The sequence below is a fragment of the Microcoleus sp. AT9b-C3 genome, assembly GCF_036705485.1.
GTDB lineage: Bacteria > Cyanobacteriota > Cyanobacteriia > Cyanobacteriales > Microcoleaceae > Microcoleus.
In genome coordinates this window covers 78,286-98,911 of sequence record NZ_JAUBUR010000001.1, presented here as the reverse complement: position 1 = coordinate 98,911, position 20,626 = coordinate 78,286, and the positions used below count along the sequence as shown (strand labels likewise).

General features: G+C 45.5%; 17 protein-coding genes and 1 tRNA gene. 3 read left to right on the top strand and 15 right to left on the bottom strand.

All coding sequences use genetic code 11. The annotated features are described in order from the left end of the window. Positions 1 to 91 precede the first annotated feature (91 nt). Complete coding sequence (locus QUB77_RS00400) at positions 92 to 961, bottom strand: prohibitin family protein (RefSeq protein ID WP_333169443.1); 870 nt, start codon at positions 959 to 961, stop codon at positions 92 to 94. A gap of 135 nt (positions 962 to 1,096) precedes the next feature. On the opposite strand from QUB77_RS00400, the gene QUB77_RS00395 reads away from it, so the two are divergent. Together QUB77_RS00395 and QUB77_RS00390 are read left to right on the top strand one after the other, a co-directional pair. Further along, a complete protein-coding gene (locus tag QUB77_RS00395) occupies positions 1,097 to 1,888 on the top strand; it encodes an RNA ligase family protein (protein ID WP_333169441.1) in 792 nt (263 codons plus the stop codon). Positions 1,889 to 2,028: 140 nt separating this feature from the next. Further along, positions 2,029 to 3,213, top strand: coding sequence for an AAA family ATPase (locus QUB77_RS00390; protein WP_333169439.1), 1,185 nt, complete (start codon positions 2,029 to 2,031; stop codon positions 3,211 to 3,213). A 10-nt stretch (positions 3,214 to 3,223) separates the two neighbouring features. On the opposite strand, the gene QUB77_RS00385 is transcribed toward QUB77_RS00390, so the two are convergent. The 4 genes from QUB77_RS00385 to QUB77_RS00370 all read right to left on the bottom strand — a co-directional run bounded on the left by QUB77_RS00385 (position 3,224) and on the right by QUB77_RS00370 (position 6,770). Continuing rightward, positions 3,224 to 3,910, bottom strand: coding sequence for an HAD family hydrolase (locus QUB77_RS00385; protein WP_333169436.1), 687 nt, complete (start codon positions 3,908 to 3,910; stop codon positions 3,224 to 3,226). Positions 3,911 to 4,138: 228 nt separating this feature from the next. Continuing rightward, positions 4,139 to 4,993, bottom strand: coding sequence for a manganese catalase family protein (locus tag QUB77_RS00380; protein ID WP_333059134.1), 855 nt, complete (start codon positions 4,991 to 4,993; stop codon positions 4,139 to 4,141). A gap of 373 nt (positions 4,994 to 5,366) precedes the next feature. Further along, on the bottom strand, positions 5,367 to 5,576 hold the full coding sequence (locus QUB77_RS00375) for an acetyltransferase (protein WP_333065679.1): 210 nt from the start codon (positions 5,574 to 5,576) through the stop codon (positions 5,367 to 5,369). Between the two features lie 27 nt (positions 5,577 to 5,603). Beyond that, positions 5,604 to 6,770 (bottom strand): zinc-dependent alcohol dehydrogenase, encoded by a 1,167-nt coding sequence (locus QUB77_RS00370; RefSeq protein ID WP_333036713.1) that lies wholly within the window; start codon positions 6,768 to 6,770, stop codon positions 5,604 to 5,606. A gap of 660 nt (positions 6,771 to 7,430) precedes the next feature. Between QUB77_RS00370 and mutS the strand changes: the two genes are divergently transcribed. Then, a complete protein-coding gene (gene mutS, locus QUB77_RS00365) occupies positions 7,431 to 10,058 on the top strand; it encodes a DNA mismatch repair protein MutS (RefSeq protein ID WP_333169945.1) in 2,628 nt (875 codons plus the stop codon). 193 nt (positions 10,059 to 10,251) lie between these two features. Here the strand turns inward: mutS and QUB77_RS00360 are convergent, their stop codons facing one another. From QUB77_RS00360 to QUB77_RS00315, 10 genes are all read right to left on the bottom strand, one after another. After that, a complete protein-coding gene (locus QUB77_RS00360; protein WP_333169434.1) occupies positions 10,252 to 10,962 on the bottom strand; it encodes a hypothetical protein in 711 nt (236 codons plus the stop codon). 29 nt (positions 10,963 to 10,991) lie between these two features. Then, the gene (locus QUB77_RS00355; protein WP_333295794.1) at positions 10,992 to 11,708 is read right to left on the bottom strand and encodes an actin-binding WH2 domain-containing protein; all 717 of its coding nucleotides are present in this window, start codon (positions 11,706 to 11,708) and stop codon (positions 10,992 to 10,994) included. Between the two features lie 387 nt (positions 11,709 to 12,095). Next, a tRNA-Gly gene (locus QUB77_RS00350) sits at positions 12,096 to 12,166 on the bottom strand. Positions 12,167 to 12,328: 162 nt separating this feature from the next. Further along, positions 12,329 to 14,347: an excinuclease ABC subunit UvrC gene (uvrC, locus tag QUB77_RS00345; RefSeq protein WP_333169432.1), complete on the bottom strand. Its 2,019-nt coding sequence runs from the start codon at positions 14,345 to 14,347 to the stop codon at positions 12,329 to 12,331. A 116-nt stretch (positions 14,348 to 14,463) separates the two neighbouring features. Next, positions 14,464 to 15,216 (bottom strand): amino acid ABC transporter ATP-binding protein, encoded by a 753-nt coding sequence (locus QUB77_RS00340; protein WP_333166452.1) that lies wholly within the window; start codon positions 15,214 to 15,216, stop codon positions 14,464 to 14,466. A 51-nt stretch (positions 15,217 to 15,267) separates the two neighbouring features. Then, complete coding sequence (locus QUB77_RS00335; protein ID WP_333169430.1) at positions 15,268 to 16,467, bottom strand: amino acid ABC transporter permease; 1,200 nt, start codon at positions 16,465 to 16,467, stop codon at positions 15,268 to 15,270. A gap of 117 nt (positions 16,468 to 16,584) precedes the next feature. After that, the gene (locus QUB77_RS00330) at positions 16,585 to 17,106 is read right to left on the bottom strand and encodes a DUF29 family protein (protein ID WP_333169427.1); all 522 of its coding nucleotides are present in this window, start codon (positions 17,104 to 17,106) and stop codon (positions 16,585 to 16,587) included. A 170-nt stretch (positions 17,107 to 17,276) separates the two neighbouring features. Continuing rightward, the gene (locus tag QUB77_RS00325; protein ID WP_333169425.1) at positions 17,277 to 18,491 is read right to left on the bottom strand and encodes an ABC transporter permease subunit; all 1,215 of its coding nucleotides are present in this window, start codon (positions 18,489 to 18,491) and stop codon (positions 17,277 to 17,279) included. A 252-nt stretch (positions 18,492 to 18,743) separates the two neighbouring features. After that, entirely contained in the window at positions 18,744 to 19,829 is a 1,086-nt protein-coding gene (locus QUB77_RS00320; RefSeq protein WP_333169421.1) for an amino acid ABC transporter substrate-binding protein, read from the bottom strand. Positions 19,830 to 20,149: 320 nt separating this feature from the next. Beyond that, positions 20,150 to 20,377 (bottom strand): hypothetical protein, encoded by a 228-nt coding sequence (locus QUB77_RS00315; protein WP_190656515.1) that lies wholly within the window; start codon positions 20,375 to 20,377, stop codon positions 20,150 to 20,152. Between the last annotated feature and the right edge of the window lie 249 nt (positions 20,378 to 20,626).

The window sequence follows — 20,626 nt, the reverse complement described above, 5'->3', positions numbered from 1 at the left end:
GCTTTCTGAGTAAACCCGGTTTATTGCGAGATTTCTGGTTAGCAAAGCCAATATTTTCGGAGACACCGGGCTTGTTACCCTCAGTCATATTTTAATTGTTGGTCACTTCCGGGTGATCGGGTTCTTCCTGAATATCGCTCATATTAAAAATGAAAGGAACCCGACTCGAACCTGCGCCCATAACCAGCACTTTTGGCATCTGAGCCCCGCCGCTTCTCCAAGCTTCGATCGCCTCTTTTTGCAGAACTAAATTCCCGCCCTGAGCCTTCAAAGTTTCCGCCAAAAGTCTTTGAGCTTCCGCCCTACCTTGAGCGCGGTTAATGTCAGCTTGAGCCTGTTGTTCTGCTTCCTGAGCCACATAAACAGCCCTTTGCGCCCGCTGTTCAGCAACCTGTTTCTCCTCAACCGCTTTTGCAAAATCTGTGGAGAATCGAATGTTAACAACGCTCGTATCGAGTACGATTACATCATACTTTGATAGCCTTTCCTTCAGCGCAGTATCAAAGTCTCGCTTCAGTTCACTTCTTTGAGTAATAGATTGTTCGGCGGTTCTCAGTGCAGCGGCTGTTTTAAATGCTTCTTGCGTCTGAGGAGCAATAATTTTTGAGACTATATTCTCCAAAGTTCCTTGAGTCCTTCTGATCTCCACTATTTTCTCAGGATCGAGGCGAAAGTTGATCGCAAAACTAGCATTTAAATCCTGAAGGTCTTTAGTAGCACTCTGGGCGGGAACTTCAAATTTTTGCACTGTTACATCGTACACATCTACCTTGGATATTAGCGGGGGTCTGAGGTGAAACCCCTCTAACAATGCTCCATCTGTGGCTTTTCCTAAAACGCTAACCACCCCTGCTTCGCCTGGATTGATGACGACAAAAGAGTTTAAACCGATGAGTAGCGCGCCTACTAATAGAATCCCAGCGAGTGCTGATGATATGCTCTGAAAACTTTGATTTTTCAACTTACACGCTCCTTTGTGCTCATTCCATTATAATGGTTAAATAGATTCGGTCGCCTCTAAAAGCTAAAATCTAAAATTACCATCTAAAATGGATGGGGTTGCATCGGAAATCTCAAATCTAAAATGGATGGGCTGATGCTCAAAATTGTTAAATATCCTAGAACTTATCACATCGAAGGTTCGCGTTTCCAACCGGGCGATGAGGATCTCGACAGCGTGCCATTTAGCGTTTTGATCGATCGCCCTCTAATTATAGAAGAAAAGGTAGACGGCGCTAATACAGGCATCAGCTTCGCACCAGATGGGCAAATGCTGCTGCAAAGTCGCGGCCACTATCTCACTGGTGGACCGAGGGAAAAACATTTTAACTTATTCAAACAGTGGGCTTTCAGTCTCAGCCCAGCCCTGGCAGAAGTCCTGGGAAATCGCTACATTCTTTACGGCGAATGGCTTTATGCCAAACACACTGTTTTTTATGATTTTTTGCCGCACTATTTTATGGAATACGACGTGCTGGACTTAGAAACCAGTCAATTTCTGAGTACAGAATCCCGCCGCAAGTTGTTAAACGGACTGCCGTTAGTGTCCGTTCCCGTGTTGTTTTCGGGAGTGGTGAAATCTCCCAAGCAAATGATGCAGTTTATGGACAAGTCGAATTTTATTCAACCTGGACATTTGGAGCGGTTGCGTTTGTACAGTCGGGAATTGGGATTAGATGAAGAACGATGTTTGAAAGAGACTGACAAGAGTGAGATTATGGAAGGTTTGTATATTAAAATAGAAGAAAAGGGAATTGTAAAAGCACGTTACAAATACGTGCGTGCCAGCTTTTTGACAGCTATTAAAAATGCCGAAGGACATTGGCTCAATCGCCCAATCATACCGAATATTCTACGTCCAGGCGCAGATTTATTTAATTTTAGTTGACAGACAGTAGGGTGCGCAATGCGCACCTTACCATATTAACTGACAGACAGTAGGGTGCGCAATGCGCACCTTGCCATATTAACTGACAGACAGTAGGGTGCGCAATGCGCACCTTACTATATTAACAAACAGGTGAAACCATGACCGCTGTATTATCACCATCCGCAACTTGGACTTTTCCCTTTTGTCCCGAACCCCCCGATTGGTTTCTGGATTGGGACAGCATTCAAAATCATTTCGATTGGATTCAAAACTTAAAAGGATGTCAGCAAGACCCGATTTATCACGCCGAAGGAGACGTTTTAATTCATACTAAAATGGTCTGCGAAGCATTAATCTCATCCCCGAATTGGCGTCAATTACCCGAAAAAGAACGATCGATACTTTTTGCGGCCGCTTTGCTGCACGATGTCGCCAAACCAGCCTTTACAAAAATAGAAGCCGACGGCAGAATTAGCTCAAAAGGTCACGCCCGCCAAGGTGCGAGAATGGTCAGACAAATTTTATCTCAATTCGAGCCGCCCGTGCAGTTTGAGATTCGCGAAACAGTGGTGGCGATCGTCAAATTCGGCAGTTTACCCATCTGGCTGATCGACAAACCCAACCCGCAGCAGTCTGTAATTAAAGTCAGTCAAGTTGTCCGCTGCGATTTTCTCGCGCTTTTAGCAGAAGCAGACGTGCGCGGCCGACAGTGTAGCGACAGACAAGAACTTCTCGATAAAATAGAACTATTTCGGGAGTTTTGTCAAGAAAATGATTGTTTGGATTCTCCCCGACAATTCCCATCAGCACACAGCCGATTTATCTACTTCCGCAAAGAGAACGGCAACCCGGATTACGAAGCATTTGACGACACTAAATGCGAAGTAATTTTGATGTCTGGCTTGCCAGGAAGCGGTAAAGATTATTGGATTCGGAAAAATCTCCCTGATTTGCCAGTAATCTCGCTGGATGCACTGCGAAAAGAGATGAATGTCCCTCCAGACGAAACACCTGGAAATGTGGTGACAGCCGCCAAACAAAGAGCGCGCGAATACATGAATGAGGGGCGTTCTTTTGTGTGGAACGCCACGAATACAACTAAACAAATGCGGCAGCAATTAATTAATTTTTTTGCTGCTTATCAAGCGCGAATTCACATTGTTTATCTGGAAGTACCTCTAGAAGAAATATTGCAGCGGAATCGATCGCGCACAGCAACTGTACCGGAAGCAGTCATTCGCAAATTAGCTGCGCGCCTGGATATTCCAGATATCACAGAAGCCCATCAGGTAGAGTGGATTGTAGCCGATCAGGCTACTTTAGGGGCGATGCCCCGCAGTTAGCCATCTTAGTTCAACGCGCTACCAATTCCTTTTTCCCTAAAATAGAATCGTCATAATGCGCCAACAAATCAGCAGGGTGATCGTAAATTGCCGCAGCATTTGCCAGCGAAGCATCATCGAAACCTCCGCACCGAAAAGCAATTACTGGCACCCCGCACTTCCCCGCAGCTTCGATATCGTAAGGAGTATCAGCTAACATCACAGTCTGACTCGCTTCCATCTGCAATTTGCTCAAAGCAGCTTCTACAATATCCGGTTCCGGTTTAGAAGCTTCCGCATCGCTAGATGTCGCCGCTTGATCTCGATCCAATAAATCGTCAACTTGTGCAGCTTTCAGCAAACCGGAAAGTTCTTCATTGGTAGCTGAAGTAGCAATAATTAGCCGCAATCCTTCTTGCTGCATTTTTAACAGCAAATCCCGCGAACCAGGGGTTGGAGAAAGGTCGGGGGCAAAGCGGTTAATAATCAGTTCTTTGCGCCGCTGTGCAATCTTTTTCCCGTCGCCTTCTTCGTCGGAAAGTCCTGATACCATTTTGGGTATCACTTTGTCGCCTCCCATGCCAATTAGCGGGCGAATTTTCTCGAACGGCACCTCGTAGCCGTAAGCCGCAAATCCCTCTACCCAAGCTTGGGCGTGGGCGTCATTGCTGAGCGTCAGAGTACCGTCAATATCGAGAATTACTGCTTGCAATTGCATAACTTATTTGTGGTTAATTATTAGACTTATTGTCAAAACCTGGTTTGTAGCAAGGACTGAAGTCCTTAACTAATTAATTAGCCAATTAGCGAGTAAAGTTCTTACCACTAACCCAACGTTAGTAGTAAGAACTTTAGTTTTTCTTAGGTTAGGAGTAAGCACTTTAGTCCTTAATTATTTAATTAGTCAATGGTGGACTGGTCAGCTTACTATTAACTTTTTGATGGGCTATTTCATGCCCGTGCCGTGCAATTTGGGTTCGGGCGGCGGCGGTACTGGTTCTGGCCCTAACGGTTGGGGATCGGCTACATATTCAAACTCGCCTTTGCCGTCCATTGATTTGCCTTTCGCCCAGCGTCCCTCGCTACTTTCGGAACCTTCAGAATGATTCCAAAACTGATAAGCAAATTCTGATTTTTCCAACTCTTGCGGGAAGGAACTCGGAACGGGTGTTGTTTCCATTCCCGAACTTTCTAAATCTTCGATCGCCGCCAGCCACAAATTTTGGTGCATCGTGTCGCGGGCGATCATAAAACTCAGGGTGTCTTTCACGCCCGGATCGTCTGACATTTCATACATCCGCACAGCCTGCAATCTTCCTTGCGATTCGGCGTGCAAATTCGAGCGAAAATCTGCTAAAAGATTGCCGCTAGCAACGATATAACGGCCGTTCCAGGGATACCCTACGCTGTCGCTAGGAAGTGCGCCCAAACCCGATACAATTGCGTGCTGCGGATTCATGCTGGCGGCGATCGCATCTCGCGGGCTGTTTCCACCCATCACAGCACCCACCACAGCATCCTTGAAACCTTCTTCTTGCATAGATACAGGAGCTTTATCTAACAAGTGAGCAATCATAGTTGCTAGCATCTCGATATGCCCGATTTCTTCTGTACCGACATCAAGCAACATATCGCGATATTTGGCTGGGCCTCGGCAGTTCCAACCTTGAAATAGATACTGCATCATCACGGTCATTTCGCCAAATGTACCGCCAATTAGTTCTTGTATTTTCTTGGCGTAAACGGCATCTGGCTTTTCTGGTCTTTTGTAATACTGTAGTGGCTTCTTATGGTAAAACATGGGGAATTCCTCCCAGGGAGTTTTGAGTAAGTTTCATTATTTGTAACGCTGCCAGTGAGGGAGGCGAATCAGCTTTTAGTCATAAAGAAATTAAATCAAGCCCGGTTATCTTTATCACTTTAGTTTAATGCGGTTTCTCGCGCCCGCGAACTAAAGACTCTGCATTAAATTTGGTCGATCGTACATTCTATTTAAACAAACACAGCGCTGTGTGATCCGGGTGTCAAAAAAAACGTCTAAACCGCCCTCCGGCAGGGGTTTTAACCCCTATCGGAGAGCGGTTTCTTGGGTTTAGCGGACACCTATGTGCTGTGTCCATCCCCCTAGCTTCGAGTCCCGCCCTTGTTAAGCGGGATGGGGAGAATCAGGGGAATCAATGAGTTTGATAATTTTCCTCAGTCCAACAGCGCGGCAGAGTTTCACCGGAAGGAAACACTAAATTGCTTTTTGCAAAAGTTGCTTTCTCTTGCTCTTCTTGACCAGCTTGATTTTTTCCCGGCACTTCTTGTTTTGTAGGGCTGATTAAAGCATCTACATCGAGGATTTCAATCAAGTCGCCTGATTCTTTTTCTTGTAAAAGCATAGTTTTTCCTTAAAGGGTAAATGCGAGTTAGGGTTTGAGGACAACTTTGATGCAGTTGTCTTTTTTCTGTTTGAAAATCTCGTAAGCGTGGGGCGCTTCATCCAATTTCATTCGGTGCGTAATTACAAATGACGGGTCAATTTCGCCTTTTTGAACGCGATCGAGCAAAGGCCGCAAATAGCGGTGAACGTGCGTCTGTCCCATTTTCATGGTCAAGCCTTTGTTGAAAGCTGCACCTAATGGCACTTTGTCAACGAAGCCGCCGTAAACGCCGGGAATTGACACTGTGCCGCCCTTGCGACACGCGAGGATCACTTGTCGCAGGGCGGTAGGTCGATCGCTCTCCAAACGCACGGCTTGCTTGGCTTTGTCGTACAAAGCGTCGAGACCGGTGCCGTGGGCTTCCATTCCCACCGCGTCGATGCAGGAGTCGGGTCCGCGTCCCCCCGTCATTTCGGTGACGGCTTCCCCGGCGTCTATTTCTTCGTAGTTGATGATTTCTGCTTTCGCCGCGGCAGCCATTTGCAAGCGTTCCGGTATGCGGTCGATCGCAATTACTCGATCGGCCCCCAGCATAAACGCGCTTCTGATCGCAAATTGTCCGACTGGCCCGCATCCCCAAACTGCTACAGTATCCCCCGGCTGAATGTCGCAGTTTTCAGCCGCCATGTAACCGGTAGGAAAGATATCGGTGAGGAACAATACTTGTTCGTCAGAAAGTCCGTCGGGAATTTTTAAAGGGCCGACATCTGCAAACGGAACTCGCGCGTATTCTGCTTGTCCGCCTGCATAGCCACCCGTTAAATGCGAGTAGCCAAACAGTCCCGCCGGCGAATGACCGAACATTTTTTCAGCCAGCCCAGCATTGGGGTTGGAGTTGTCGCACAGCGACCACAGATCGCGGTTGCAAAAAAAGCAACTACCGCAAGAAATAGTAAAAGGAATGACGACGCGATCGCCCTTTTTTAAGTTCTTGACTTCGCTGCCGAGTTCGACTACTTCCCCCATGAATTCGTGCCCCATGATGTCGCCCGATTGCATTGTCGGGATGAAGCCATCGTAGAGGTGCAAATCTGAGCCGCAGATTGCTGTAGACGTGATTTTAACTATTGCATCGCGCGGGTTGATAATTGTTGGGTCTGGTACATTATCAACTCGCACATCATTTGCTCCGTGCCAGCAAAGAGCTTTCATTATTTTTTTCCTCTAGTTAACTACTAGCTAGCAAATTTTTGATTCTAAATCTTACCTTTACTAAGCCGAGCAATTACTCGCTTGGATGTTTTTAATTTTAAGCATATAAAATATCTATTCTCTCTATCCACGGTATAATTTATAAATCTATCTTCCGGCTGTTTTCAATACCAAAAATGTAAATTTTATGCCCCTAAAGTACGGGAAATTTTACATTCTTCTATTAACCGCCAACAGTTATAGCAACCGCGCCCGACGGTTAGGACATTCTTAATTGCTAAATCCTTGGGGAAGATTGCAACTTCGGTCTTCGTTCCACATCTGTTAGAACAGCTAATAACGAGATGGATGAGGTTGTTTTTGTCGATCGGCGATCGCCCCATTCTCACAATCAATAAAACTTCCGCACTTAGCCTCACTACAGTCGCTATTTTGGCTCACTTTAGATAAATAGCGACCGAAAACTTCTCAAGTAAAAGCGGGTTGATCAATTATTAAGCAGGGTGCGTGACTTTTGTATAGCTCAACACTTCACCCCAATCAGGAGAATCCTGCACCCTGCTTAAGGAGGATTAATCGTCAAATATTGTATATTAGTTAGAGCTAAAAGCCGAGCTTGCGCTAAAGTTGTTAAAGATTAAAATTTATCGATCGCCTTTTATGCCTTACACTGCATCTACCCCAACAGACCCCAATCAACCCAACATCCGCAATGCCGACCACCGCCTACTAGAATTCACCAAGCTGACACCGATGATGCAGCGGTATGTGGAAGTGAAAGAACAGTATCCCCACGCACTTTTATTGTTTCGAGTCGGAGATTTCTTTGAGTGTTTTTTCCAAGATGCAGTTACTATTTCGCAGGAATTAGAACTTGTTTGTACTAGCAAAGAAAGCGGCAAGGAAATCGGCAGAGTGCCGATGACAGGAGTGCCGCACCATGCCCTAGATCGCTACACTTCAATGTTAGTAGAAAAAGGCTATGCCGTGGTAGTTTGCGACCAAGTAGAAGATGCCTCAATTGCTGCTAAAGAAGGCCGCCAAGTCAAGCGAGAAATTACCCGCATTCTCACTCCCGGAACTTTGACTGATGACGGAATGCTCAAACCCAGACAAAATAATTTTTTAGCAGCAATTGTGATAGCGGGGGAACATTGGGGATTGGCTTATACAGATATTTCTACGGGAGAATTCGTCACTACCCAAGCAGACAGTTTAGAACAATTAACCCTAGAATTGCTGCGCTTGCAGCCTTCGGAAGTCTTGGTACCGACTAATGCGCCGGATTTGGTGACTATGTTGAGGCCCGGAGAGAAATCAGAGCATTTACCGGAGTGTTTGCCGAATTCGTTTTGCTATTCTTTGCGATCGCAAATTCCGTTTAGTTTGTCCGAAGCAAAACAGAGAATCCTGCAAAAGTTCAAAGTGCGATCGCTCGAAGGTATGGGATGCGGACACCTTTCCCTCGCAGTGCGCGCCGCCGGCGGTTTGTTGCAATATCTCGAAGAAACTCAAAAGGAAAAAGCAGTTTCTTTGCAAAGATTGCACACTTACACTCTCACCGATTTTCTCATCCTCGACTACCAAACCCGCCGCAATCTCGAAATTACTCAAACAGTGAGAGATGGGGTTTTTCACGGTTCGCTGCTGTGGGCTATAGACAAAACCAGCACAGCAATGGGAGGCCGTGCTTTGCGTCGCTGGGTGCTGCAACCTTTGCTCAGCATTAAAGGCATTTGCGCCCGACACGACACGATTCAAGAATTAGTAGAAAATAACGCCCTGCGCCAAGATTTGCAGCAGTTGCTGCGCCAAATTTACGACATAGAAAGACTCACAGGCCGCGCTGGTTCTGGAACAGCTAGCGCGCGGGATTTGGTCGCTTTAGCTGATTCTCTCTCGAAACTGCCGGCATTAGCCTCGATCGCAGTCCAAGGGCGATCGCCCTATTTGAAAGCGCTGCAAAATGTACCGCCAATTCTAGAAGAATTAGCAAGTAAAATTCACGCTCATTTAGTTGATGAACCGCCGATTCATTTAAAAGAAGGAGGTTTGATTCGACCGGGAATCAATCCCATGCTAGATGAAATGCGACACACTGCATCAGCCGACCAAGAATGGATTGCAAATTTAGAAGCAACTGAGAGAAAACGCACCGGAATTTCTAATTTAAAAGTAGGCTACAATAAAGCTTTTGGCTATTACATCAGCATTACAAAATCGAAAGTAGACCAAGTGCCGAAAGACTACACCCGCAAACAAACTCTCACCAATGAAGAACGTTATAGCACTGAAGAATTAAAAGAAAGGGAAGTGCGAATTCTGACAGCGCGGGAAGATTTAAATCAATTGGAATACGATATTTTTGCTCAAGTGCGATCGGAGGTAGGAGAACACGCCGAAATTATTCGCAACGTTTCCCGCGCCGTGGCGGCGGTCGATGTTTTGTGCGGTTTGTCAGAAGTAGCAGTTTACCAGAATTACTGCCGCCCGACTATGACAGAAAGTCGGGAAATTAAAATTATTGAAGGTTGTCATCCTGTGGTGGAAAAGTCTTTGCCACCGGGATTTTTTGTACCTAATTCTGCTTTTTTGGGTCGGGAAGAATTGCTAAACCGCCCAGATTTAATTATTTTAACCGGGCCGAATGCTAGCGGGAAAAGCTGCTACTTGCGGCAGGTGGGTTTGATCCAGTTAATGGCGCAGATGGGCAGTTTTGTGCCGGCGAAAGCTGCGAGTTTGGGAATTTGCGATCGGATTTTTACCCGCGTCGGTGCAGTAGACGATTTGGCAACGGGTCAATCTACGTTTATGGTGGAAATGAATGAAACTGCAAATATTCTCAATCACGCCACGCCGCAATCATTAGTTTTGTTAGATGAAATTGGCAGGGGAACGGCGACGTTTGACGGACTTTCTATTGCTTGGTCTGTGGCAGAATATTTAGCAACTGAGATTCGGGCGCGGACAATTTTTGCGACTCACTATCACGAATTGAATGAGTTAGCTTCTATTTTAGATAATGTCGCAAATTATCAAGTAACAGTGAAAGAATTGCCAGATCAAATCGTATTTTTGCACCAAGTTCAGCCGGGAGGTGCTGACAAATCTTACGGAATTGAAGCGGGGAGATTGGCGGGTTTGCCGCCGTCGGTGATTGACAGGGCGAGACAGGTGATGAAGCAGATTGAGAAACATAGCAAAATTGCGATCGGGCTGCGGAAAGGTGTTAAAAAAAATGGTAAAAAAGAGTCTGAGGGCGAACAGTTGGATATTTTTGATGATTGAAATTCCCGGTGGTAAAAAAAGTTTGTAGTAACTTCTATATTGCACCATTTTCAATAAGCCTTTGAGGGGCGGGCAGGATGCCCACCCCACAAGAAAATTTAATTTTTGTGGAACAGGCATCCTGCCTGTTATTGACCAGGGCGTAATATAGAAGTTACTACTTTTACAACAAACCAGGAACTATGCAACAACTCTAACGTCTATTTTGCAACTTTCTTACCTCTTTGTGCACGCTCATCCCAATTTCCAAAGCCTCATTTAGCAATCGGCCGTATTCAGTCGCCCGATCGCTCACATCCAGCGCCATCAAAGCAGCTAAATTACTTTCAATATTAGCAAATAGCTCGTAACGGCGACCGATAAATTGCTGATTCTCCCTGAGAATTCTTTCTGTTTTCAAAGCACAGACTAAACTTTCTCTAGTAATTTTTAAGGCTTCAATTGCATCTCCTCGGTTAATTAAATTGGCTTGTAAATTGCCAGCATCCGTTAGGCGATCGATAATATCTAAAGCCTGAATTACCTCATGATACTTCTCAACTTCATCCAGCAGACCCGCCAGCGTTGCCAGAGGCTTGGCCTTAACCCATTTATAGATATTCCAAGCAACAGTAATCGCCAGCGACAAACCCAAAGTTAGTTGTAAAACACGGACAAATATCTCTGAATCGCTAAATAAACCAACATTATGTTTATTAGCCAGTAAAGCAACTGGCAGCGAAACAACTAATGTCACGCAAAATATCAGCAACTCATTCACCAAAAGAGAAAGCAGCTTTTTGCCGTCCCGGAGTGCAGCAGGTCGGTAAAAATCCGCTGCAAAACCATCGCTCAAAGCTATTCCGCTCAAATCCTCCAACTCCTTCTCAGGAATTTTTAACTGTTCCAAATCCGCTTGTATCACTCTTCAAAATCTCCTTTAATTGGGATTAATTACGATCCTCCCAGAGACATAATTGATTGCCACAGACTCATATAAAAATTGCTTTCTCGGTCTCGGAACAGTTGAAAAGCCATTCCCGGCGACCCCAAAAACGGTCTCAGCGTCCATCCCAACTGAGTCCCAACAAACGCATAAAGTCCCAACCAAAAGCGCAAAATATTTAGCCTGATGTCTTTGCCTTCCGCATCTTGTTCTGAAAGAAAGTGCATTCCTTGATAAATGAAACTTACTCCCAAAAATCCTGTGATTGCCATGATAGCAACATTCAGCAACAGATAAAAATTGTAATTGGTACTGCTTATGAGGAAAAACAAACTAACAGGTGCAAATCCAAACAGCAAAACGCTAATCATGGCCATCGCTGTCATCAACAATGTCAAATACTGTTCAAAAGTTCGTTTTGAACCAAACATGACATTAAAAAAGTACAGTGTGGGAAAGCAGATAATCAGCGTCAGCAAGTAAAGTGCTGGCAACTTAATTGCTGAAACCAGACATTGCATCCACGTACTAGATGCACCTAATATCGCTCCGTAAATGCCAAAAAATACGGTACTAGAAATCAACAAACCGAAAATTTTAGATTTGAGCTTGACACCTTGGCGAATTTCTTCGAGAAACTGTTGCCGTTCCCGCAGCAAATACATTACTACTGAAAAATATTTCACGGGCTCTCCTTGTGACTGATGCGACTCCGAATCAGTCATAACTCAAGCTGAGTTCGATCGGCAATCTTGCCAAACCAGGGCACTCTATGTTAACTAATGATTCTTGTACCCAGCTCACCGCAAGCTGAGAGGTGGAGGCGTTTTGAGAGATACTTGCCAAGCTAAACGGCTCAAACTGAATACAGTTATGCTTTGTATTCAATTTGTATTCATTTGTCTCCAAATTGTCTCCAAAAAGGGCGATCGGGTAGTCATTTGATACTCAGTTGATACTCAGTTTGGTCGTTCCGCAGTCAAATCGTAGTCATTTTGTATCCAATTTGTATTCAATTTCTAGTCAATCCGACCGCTGGATAACCGAAAAAATCAGCAATAAAAAACCTCAAACCGTTGATTTCTCGTTGGTTTGAGGTTTTTGTAGGCGCAAGCGGGCAGCGGGAATCGAACCCGCATAGTTAGCTTGGAAGGCTAAAGTTTTACCACTAAACTATGCCCGCGCACAGAAACTAAACATACCACAAGCCTCTGGGAATTGCAAGAGATCTGTTCAAAAATTTTGAAGACCTGCCTCACAGTGGCTGAATCGGGGCTGAATCGGGACTTGCGCGCCGATCGCCCCCTCGCCCCAAAAACCCCCGTCTCCCATGCTGCGTAAGACTTTACGGGTGGAAATAATCGTAAATTTGCTGCGCCAGACGCGGGCCAATCCCAGAAACTTCTGCCAACTGTTCGGGAGTCGCTAAACGGAGGTAGTCGATCGACCGAAAATGTGCCAACAATTGTTTTTGTCGGTGGTGTCCCAATCCGGGAATTTCATCGAGGCGCGATCGCTTCATTCTCTCGCTTCTTCGATCCCGGTGAAAACTCACAGCAAACCTGTGCGCCTCATCCCGCACCCGGCGCAATAATTGTACCCCAGGCTGCTCAGAATTAGTTTGCAGCGGCAAAGATTCCCCCGGCAAAAATATCTCCTCTCGCTGCTTTGCCAAACTGACAACGCGCAACTCTTCTAGCAAATTCATCTCCCGCAAAACAGCCACAACTGCTGACAGTTGACCTTTGCCGCCATCTATCATAATTAAGTCGGGTTTGTCGGAAATAGTATGAGAAACGGATGATAAATTGCTGAGTTCTTTCGGTTCTTCTAAATCGCTAAATCCATCTTCCATCTTGGCTGTTTCTTCTTCCTTCAATCCTCGGAATCGGCGACCGATAACTTCTGCTAAACTAGCAAAATCATCAGAATGACCCGATTTAATTTCAGGATTTTTAATTTTGTAATGGCGGTAGTGTTGATTGGCCGGCAAACCGTCAATAAATACGACGCGGGAAGCTACAGCGTCAGAACCTTGAATGTGAGAAATATCGTAACCTTCAATGCGGCGAGGAACTTCGGGCAAATCGAGAATTTCTGCTAAATCTTCCATTGCTTGAGAATTGCGATCGCTCAATCTTTGCATTCTTGCCAATTCATACTCAGCATTGCGTTCCACCATCTCAATCAATTCTGCCTTAGTTTGCCGCTGCGGCGTCAAAATCGTAACTTTGCGCCCCTTACGGTTGCTCAACCAATCTGCTAATATTTCCGCTTCTGGCAATTCGTACTGCACTGAAATTTCGCTGGGAATTTCTACGGATTCGACATTTTGATAGTGTTCTTCCAACACCCGCTGTAAAATCGCTCCGGCCTCTATCCCTTTTGCTTCCTCCCCAAGGCTTGGGGGGGAGGAAAGAGAATGTTGAGATAACTCTTGCTCCCCCTTGGCAAGGGGGGGTTGGGGGGGTATATCCGCCATAAATCCCAATCTTCCGACCAGTTGACCGGCGCGAATTTGGAACAATTGGACGCAAGCGTGCTGACTATCGGCCGCAAGTGCGATCGCATCTCTCGAAACCGTATCGTCGGGCAAAGACACTTTTTGACCCGCACTCAAAGACTGCAAACCCTTAATTTGGTCGCGAATACGCGCCGCCGTTTCAAAGTTTAAATCTTCGGCTGCCTCTTCCATTTGGGGCTCTAAAATATCGAGCAATTCATCAGTCCTTCCCTGGAAAATCATCGCTACTTTTTGGATGATTTTTCGATATTCTTCCGGCGAAGTTAACCCTTGACAAACTCCAACGCAGCGCCCGATGTCGTAGTTCAAACAGGGACGGTCTTTAAACAGCGGTTGAGGGCGCTGCCGCAGCGGGAAAATTCGCTTAATTAAATGTAGCGTACTCCGCAGCGCCCCTGTATCGACGTAGGGGCCGTAATAGCGGTCTTTTGCACTACCTGCGCGGCGTTTGCGGGTGATAAAAATGCGCGGGTATTCCTCCGACCAAGTTATGCACAAATAAGGATATTTTTTATCATCTTTGAGGAGGACATTAAAGTAAGGTTGGTGCTGTTTTACGAGGTTTGCTTCTAACGCTAAAGCTTCTGCTTCGGTGTCGGTGGCGATGAATTCTATTTCGCGCACTTGCTGCACCATCATCGCGATGCGGGGACTGAGATTTTGGCTTTCGCGGAAGTAGGAACGGACGCGGTTTCGGAGTTTTTTGGATTTGCCGATGTAAAGGATGCGATCGCTCTCATCGCGCATTAAATATACACCAGGAACCGCCGGAATTTCTTTGAGGCGACTTTCTAGGCGTTCCGAGTCTTTAACTAACGGCAGAGTTTTTGTGGATGGCATTGCAAGCTATCTCAGCAAAATAGAGACTGATTGTACACTCTTTTATTTTACCTTAATTGTGCCGACTTTGACTGCTGCGACCGTCGCCCAACCCACCAATTAAACTAGAAAATCAGTTACAGTATCTGAGATAAAAACTTGCGGGTGCGTTCTTCCTTCGGGTTCTGAAAAAACTCTTCGGGTTGGGCTTCTTCCACTAAAACACCGCCATCCATCAACACAATGCGATCGGCAACTTCGCGCGCAAACCCGACTTCGTGAGTTACCACTACCATTGTAATTCCTGTTTGAGCCAAATTTCGCATTACATCTAACACTTCCCGCACCATTTCCGGGTCTAATGCTGATGTCGGTTCATCAAACAGCATGATTTTAGGCTGCATGGCTAGAGAACGTGCAATAGCGACCCGCTGTTGCTGTCCTCCAGACAACTGTCCGGGATATTTTTTTGCTTGTTCCAAAATTCCAACTCTTTCTAACAGTTGCATCGCCACTTCTTCGGCTTTTTTCTTGGGCCAGCGGCGCACCCATACAGGCGCTAGCATGACGTTTTGCAAAACTGATAAGTGGGGAAACAGGTTGAATTGCTGAAACACCATTCCTACTTCGCGGCGAATTGTCTCGATGTTGCGTAAGTCGTGGGAAAGTTCGATTCCGTCGATCGTAATTTTACCTTGTTGGTATTCTTCTAATGCGTTGAATGTGCGAATAAAAGTCGATTTTCCCGAACCCGATGGCCCCATCACGACCACGACTTCACCTCGGTTTACGGTCATGCTGACACCTCGCAGTACGTGAAATTGTCCGTACCATTTGTGGACGTTTTCTGCGACAATTACTGTTTCTGGGCTTGTTTGCTGAGTTTCCATAATTTTTTATTTTTTAACCGCAGATGAACGCAGATGAACGCAGATATTTTTTTACCTTTCGCCTACTCCTAATGTTAGCTCTATTTTGCGGCTGGCTAGGGACATTGAGTAGCAAAATATCCAATAAATGATGCCTACGAATATGTAAACTTCGGCGTACCTGCCAATATAGGATGGATTTGCTAAAACTGCGCGGGATATTCCGATTAATTCTAACATTCCGAATAGAGACAGCAGGGATGTATCCATGAATAATCCGATGAATTGACCGCCGATCGCCGGAATGACTATTCGCAGTGCTTGAGGCAGTACAATGAGAATTGTAAGCAGGGGTGTATTGAGTCCGATCGACCTAGCTGCTTCTATTTGTCCCCTGGGCACGGCCTGCAAGCCACCGCGCACGTTTTCTGCCAAGTATGCCGCACTAAATAACGTTAATCCAGCAATGGCTCTAATCACTCTATCCAATTTCGGATATTCTGGTGGCAAAAAGAGTTGCAGCATCACTTGGCCTAAAAACAAAATGCCAATTAATGGTAAACCGCGAATAATTTCAATGTATAATGTTGATAACAGTCTCACAACTGGCAAAGAACTTTGTCTGCCGAGTGCTAGCAATACTCCCAAAGGAAAGGAAAGCACAATACTAATCACTGCTAAAAACAGGGTCAGCACTAAACCGCCCCAATCATTTGTTGACACTTCTGTCAAACCTAACCCGCCTTTAATTAACCACAAAACTATTGGGAAGGAAAGAACCCAAATTGCAGGCATCCAGCCCATGATTTTTGGGTTTATTTGCCTGCCTATGACATAGCTGGCGGCGGCTGCGATAATAATTCCTAAGAGGTAAAGGCGAGGGGTGAGGTCGATCGGCGAAATGACCGCACCTACAACCGCAGCACCGAGTATAATTAGTAAAGGCGGATTCCAAAGACGTTCTTGCCGCTGAATGTTTCCCCAAGTTAATCCTCCCAACCAGGCAATTATGGCCGTTACTATCCACAGCCGCCAGTAGGATTCGCGGGGAAATCTGCCGGCGAAAAATAGTGGCAAGTTAGCTTCTAACACGTGCCACTGAGCTTTTGTTGTCGCCCAAACAATAATTCCTTTAATAGTTTGGAAGGCGATAATTAGGCAAACTACCGTCAGAATGCTGTTGTACCAGGTACTAAATAAATTTTTGCGCGCCCAATTCCAGGGGGTAGGTGATTCGGTGGCTGGGGGCGGTAATATGGGGACAGTTTCCATATAGCGGTTTTCAATCCTATGACGTAGAGTAACAACCAGTTATTTTATTAACCCGCGTAGGCGGGTTTTGTTTGTCTAGACGCGATTTCCAATCGCCAGGGCTAAAAAAAATCCTACTTATTTTCGCCGATTTATCCAATCTTCTCCACCTGGTAACTGACTTAAATGCTGGGCTAACACTGCGGGTAAATCTTTGGCGGAATGGATATAAGTCAAGTTCAATAACCTCACAGCGGTTTGAATAATCAGGTTTCTATCCATCATCTCGGCAAGTTGAAATTGAGTATAAACACCATTCAATACTTCCTCCGCAGCCTCTGCGATCGCATCCTCAATCACCTCCTCCTCTATAAAACTCTCCCATTCATCAGAATTGATGTAATAAGATGTTTTATTATCTTTAATATTTGCCTTCTTAATTTCTCTGATTGCATTGCGAATCGAACTTGCCCAAGAACCCGTTAATCGCTGTTCAACTTGATTTTTAATCAAGTGAATCAGCAAAACATTTAAAAAAGATTGGATTTGTCGCAAAATAGCCTGTTTGCTCATTCCATCTAACTCATCGACTATTGCCAAAGCATCCGTATACCTTCCTTCCACTATGCTCTTTCTAAGAGCAATTAATTCTTGTGTCATTTGATTCCCCTCAACTTTGATACTAGCAAGCCAAAGATAGTGGTGAGTTATTTATTATTGCTTAATCCTTAACTCACAATTTTTAGTTACTCGGTCTAAGCTAAAGTCACTGTATGCCATTTGACGCGCTCTCCTTTTATTCCAATTAAAATAGATTAAATATAAACTATTTACCTCTCCTTGATTTGTACAGTTTTATTGTACCAATTCATGAACAGAGAAACTATCAAACTAATTGTTAGGTATGTTACCATGATAATTAACATTGCTTCGATCGCCCGACCGGTTTGATTCAACGTCGGAGAGCCCACAACAAAATAAACGTCGGGATAAGCAACCGCAACCGCTAAACTCGAATTCTTAGCTAAATTCAGATACTGACTGGTTAAAGGCGGCACCATCACCCGCAAAGCTTGCGGCAAAATTACCATCCGCATCATTGTTCCAGACTTCAGCCCCAAAGACTTTCCCGCTTCCCACTGGCCTTTCGATACTGACTGAATTCCGGCCCGGACAATTTCTGCAATGTAACTGCCAGTATACAAGCTGAGTCCTGTCACCAAGGCGGCAAATTCTGGAGTTAATTTTAATCCTCCTTCGAGTTGCAATTCTGGTGTCAGGCGGGGGAAATCTAGCCGAAAAGGCAGATTTTTGGTGATAATAAAAGCTAAGATTGCACTCAGCCCGATCGCACCTAAAGCCCAAAACAACTGTCTTCCCGGCTTAGCTTCTTCCAACATCACCCGCGCCCGCCACATCCACAGCCCCGCCGCCGCCAAAACTCCGACTGTTAGGAAAATCACCCAAATCTCGAAACCCGGCAAAGCCACAGCCCAAGGTACAGCAATGCCGCGATTTGTCAAGTAAATCGGCCCCCTCATCTGCTGATTGTCTTCCAGTTTTGGCAGGGAAATGAAAACTGCAAAATACCAGAAAAATAATTGCAGCAATAACGGCGTATTCCGCAAAATTTCTACGTACAAACCAGCCAAATTCCGCAGCAACCAATTGTCCGACAGGCGCGCAATTCCCACCGTCAAACCCGCAATAGTTGCGAAAATAATCCCCAGACCCATTACCCGCAGCGAGTTGATTAAACCGACAAAATAAGCTTGTCTGTAACTGTTTTCTGGACTGTAGGGAATCACGCTTTCGCCGATGTCAAAAGATGCTTGGGAATTGAGAAAATCAAATCCAAATGCAATCCCCAGTTGCGAGTAATTAGCACTGAGATTGTCCCAGAGAATGGCGATAACAACTATTACTAAAATTAGGGCGATCGCCTGTCCGGCAATTTTCCAGAAGCGATCGTCCCGCAGCAGTTTTGATATATCTTTAAATTTGGGCAATTTCTGCGATTTTCCCGGTTGAGGTTCTGGGTTCATAACTGTTTAATAGGCGATCGAACTAATTATCTAGGGCGTGCAATGCGCACCCTACTAACTGTCGGGTAAGCGCGGAGTCTCAAATATCTTGTAGGGTGCGCATTGCGCACCTTACAATTATGTAGGGTGCGCATTGCGCACCTACTAACTGTCGGGTAAGCGCGGAGTCTCAAATATCTTGTAGGGTGTGCAATGCGCACCTTACAATTAAAAGTCAAGGGTCAACAGTCAACGGTCAACAGTTAACTAAAATTAACGGAACGGCGGCGAGTAAAGCAAACCGCCATCTTTCCAGAGTTTGTTTTGACCTCGTTCTAACTTGAGTATACTTTTGGGGCCGAGGTTGCGATCGTACATTTCCCCGTAATTCCCCACTTTCTTCACAACACGGACAGCGTAGTCGTTTGGGAGTCCCAAACCTTTACCTAAATCTCCTTCTGTTCCTAGCAAACGTTTCACGTTGGGGTCTGTAGTGCTTGCCACAATTTTGTCTACATTTCCCGAATTAATTCCTAAATCTTCAGCTTCAATCGCCGCGAAAATAACCCATCTCACCGCGTCCGACCATTTAGGATCGCCGCTTTTCACCGCTGGGGCTAAGGGTTCTTTTGACATCACGATCGGCAAAACAACATTATTTTCGGAATTCGGCAGAGTTGTCCGCTTAGAAACAAGTTGCGATCGATCGGCAGTAACACCTTGACAGCGACCTTCTTGATAGGTAGCAAAGGTAGCATTCACATCTTCAAACACCACAGGAGTGTATTTAATTCCTAATTTTCGCATTTGGTCGGACAAATTTTGTTCGGTGCTCGTACCTGTCTGCACGCAGATAGATTTGCCCGCAAAATCTTTTAAACTTTTGATGCCACTATCTTTTTTGACCATGATGCTTTGAGAGTCATAAAAGATCACCGGGGCAAATTCCAGTCCGGTAGTGCTGTCGCGACTCGCGGTGTAGGTAGTATTTCGGCTGAGAATGTCGATTTCTCCGGCCTGCAAAACTGTAAATCTATCTTTAGCGTTGAGCTTTCGGTACTCGACTTTTTCGGGATCGTCAAATATTGCTGCCGCGACAGCCCTGCATACATCCACATCCAGTCCCGAATATTTGCCTTTTTCGTCTACAAAGCTAAAACCCGGCAGTTCGCCACTGACGCCACAAATCAGTTTGCCGCGGCTGACAATTGTATCTATCCGGCTGGAACCTTGTTGCGAGTTGCCACCTGCAGTATTTGTTGCTGTTGTTTGTCCGATTTGTGCCGATCGATCCCTACAAGATGCCAACGGTGTCACAAATAACACACTTGCTAGTAGCAGAAATCCCCATTTACGCATAGATTTTAGTAGAACGCTTTCCTGACAATCCTACCTTGTAGCTGTCGAGAACTGTGGCGATCGGCGATCTACAAAAGCCTCCGGCTTCAAATTAGCCGTTCTGCATCCGGTGCTGCACTGCGGCAACTGCACCGACTACCCGCCTGTTTTGTTTTGATCAAGCTGGGAGCCCAGAGTTAGAAACCCGGTTTCTGGCTGGAGGCCTGGTTGTCAAACCTAAGATTTATCCTCGAAACCCGGTTTCTTTTCTGCTATTTCTGCCCAGCGCGAGCGATCATCGCCGTTCCCTGGAATATTTATCCGATTTTGATTGAATCCGCTCACAGTAGCTCTGGTGCTAGCCGTTGCTCAGCTAAATCGCGGATTAGGGAAAGCCGAGACTGGATGTATTCGTCCAACACATCTGCTTCTTTGCCATTAAGCGCAGAGTTCGTCTTTAACTGCTTTAGCAACCACTGTACCAGGGTGGCATCGTCTAAATTGACTAACAGAGTAGCTTGGGTGGTCTCAATTAATGACCAGAGTTGGCGTAACATGACTGGAGTCATAAAACCTCGTTGAGCGTAAATACGCACTTAATGGGCGGGGATAGCGAAAAGCGGGTCTTGGTGTCTCAAGCCGATAGACGAAAAGCACCCTTATGTCCATCGGCTTAATGATTATTTTATATTTGACCAGAATAACTTAATAAAGTAGTGTCACAAGCTACAACACACAAGATGTTATAAGAGTTCCCAATTCCTTCACATTGAGATAAACATCTTGATAAAAGATTAAAAATCTTTACACGCGCTCGC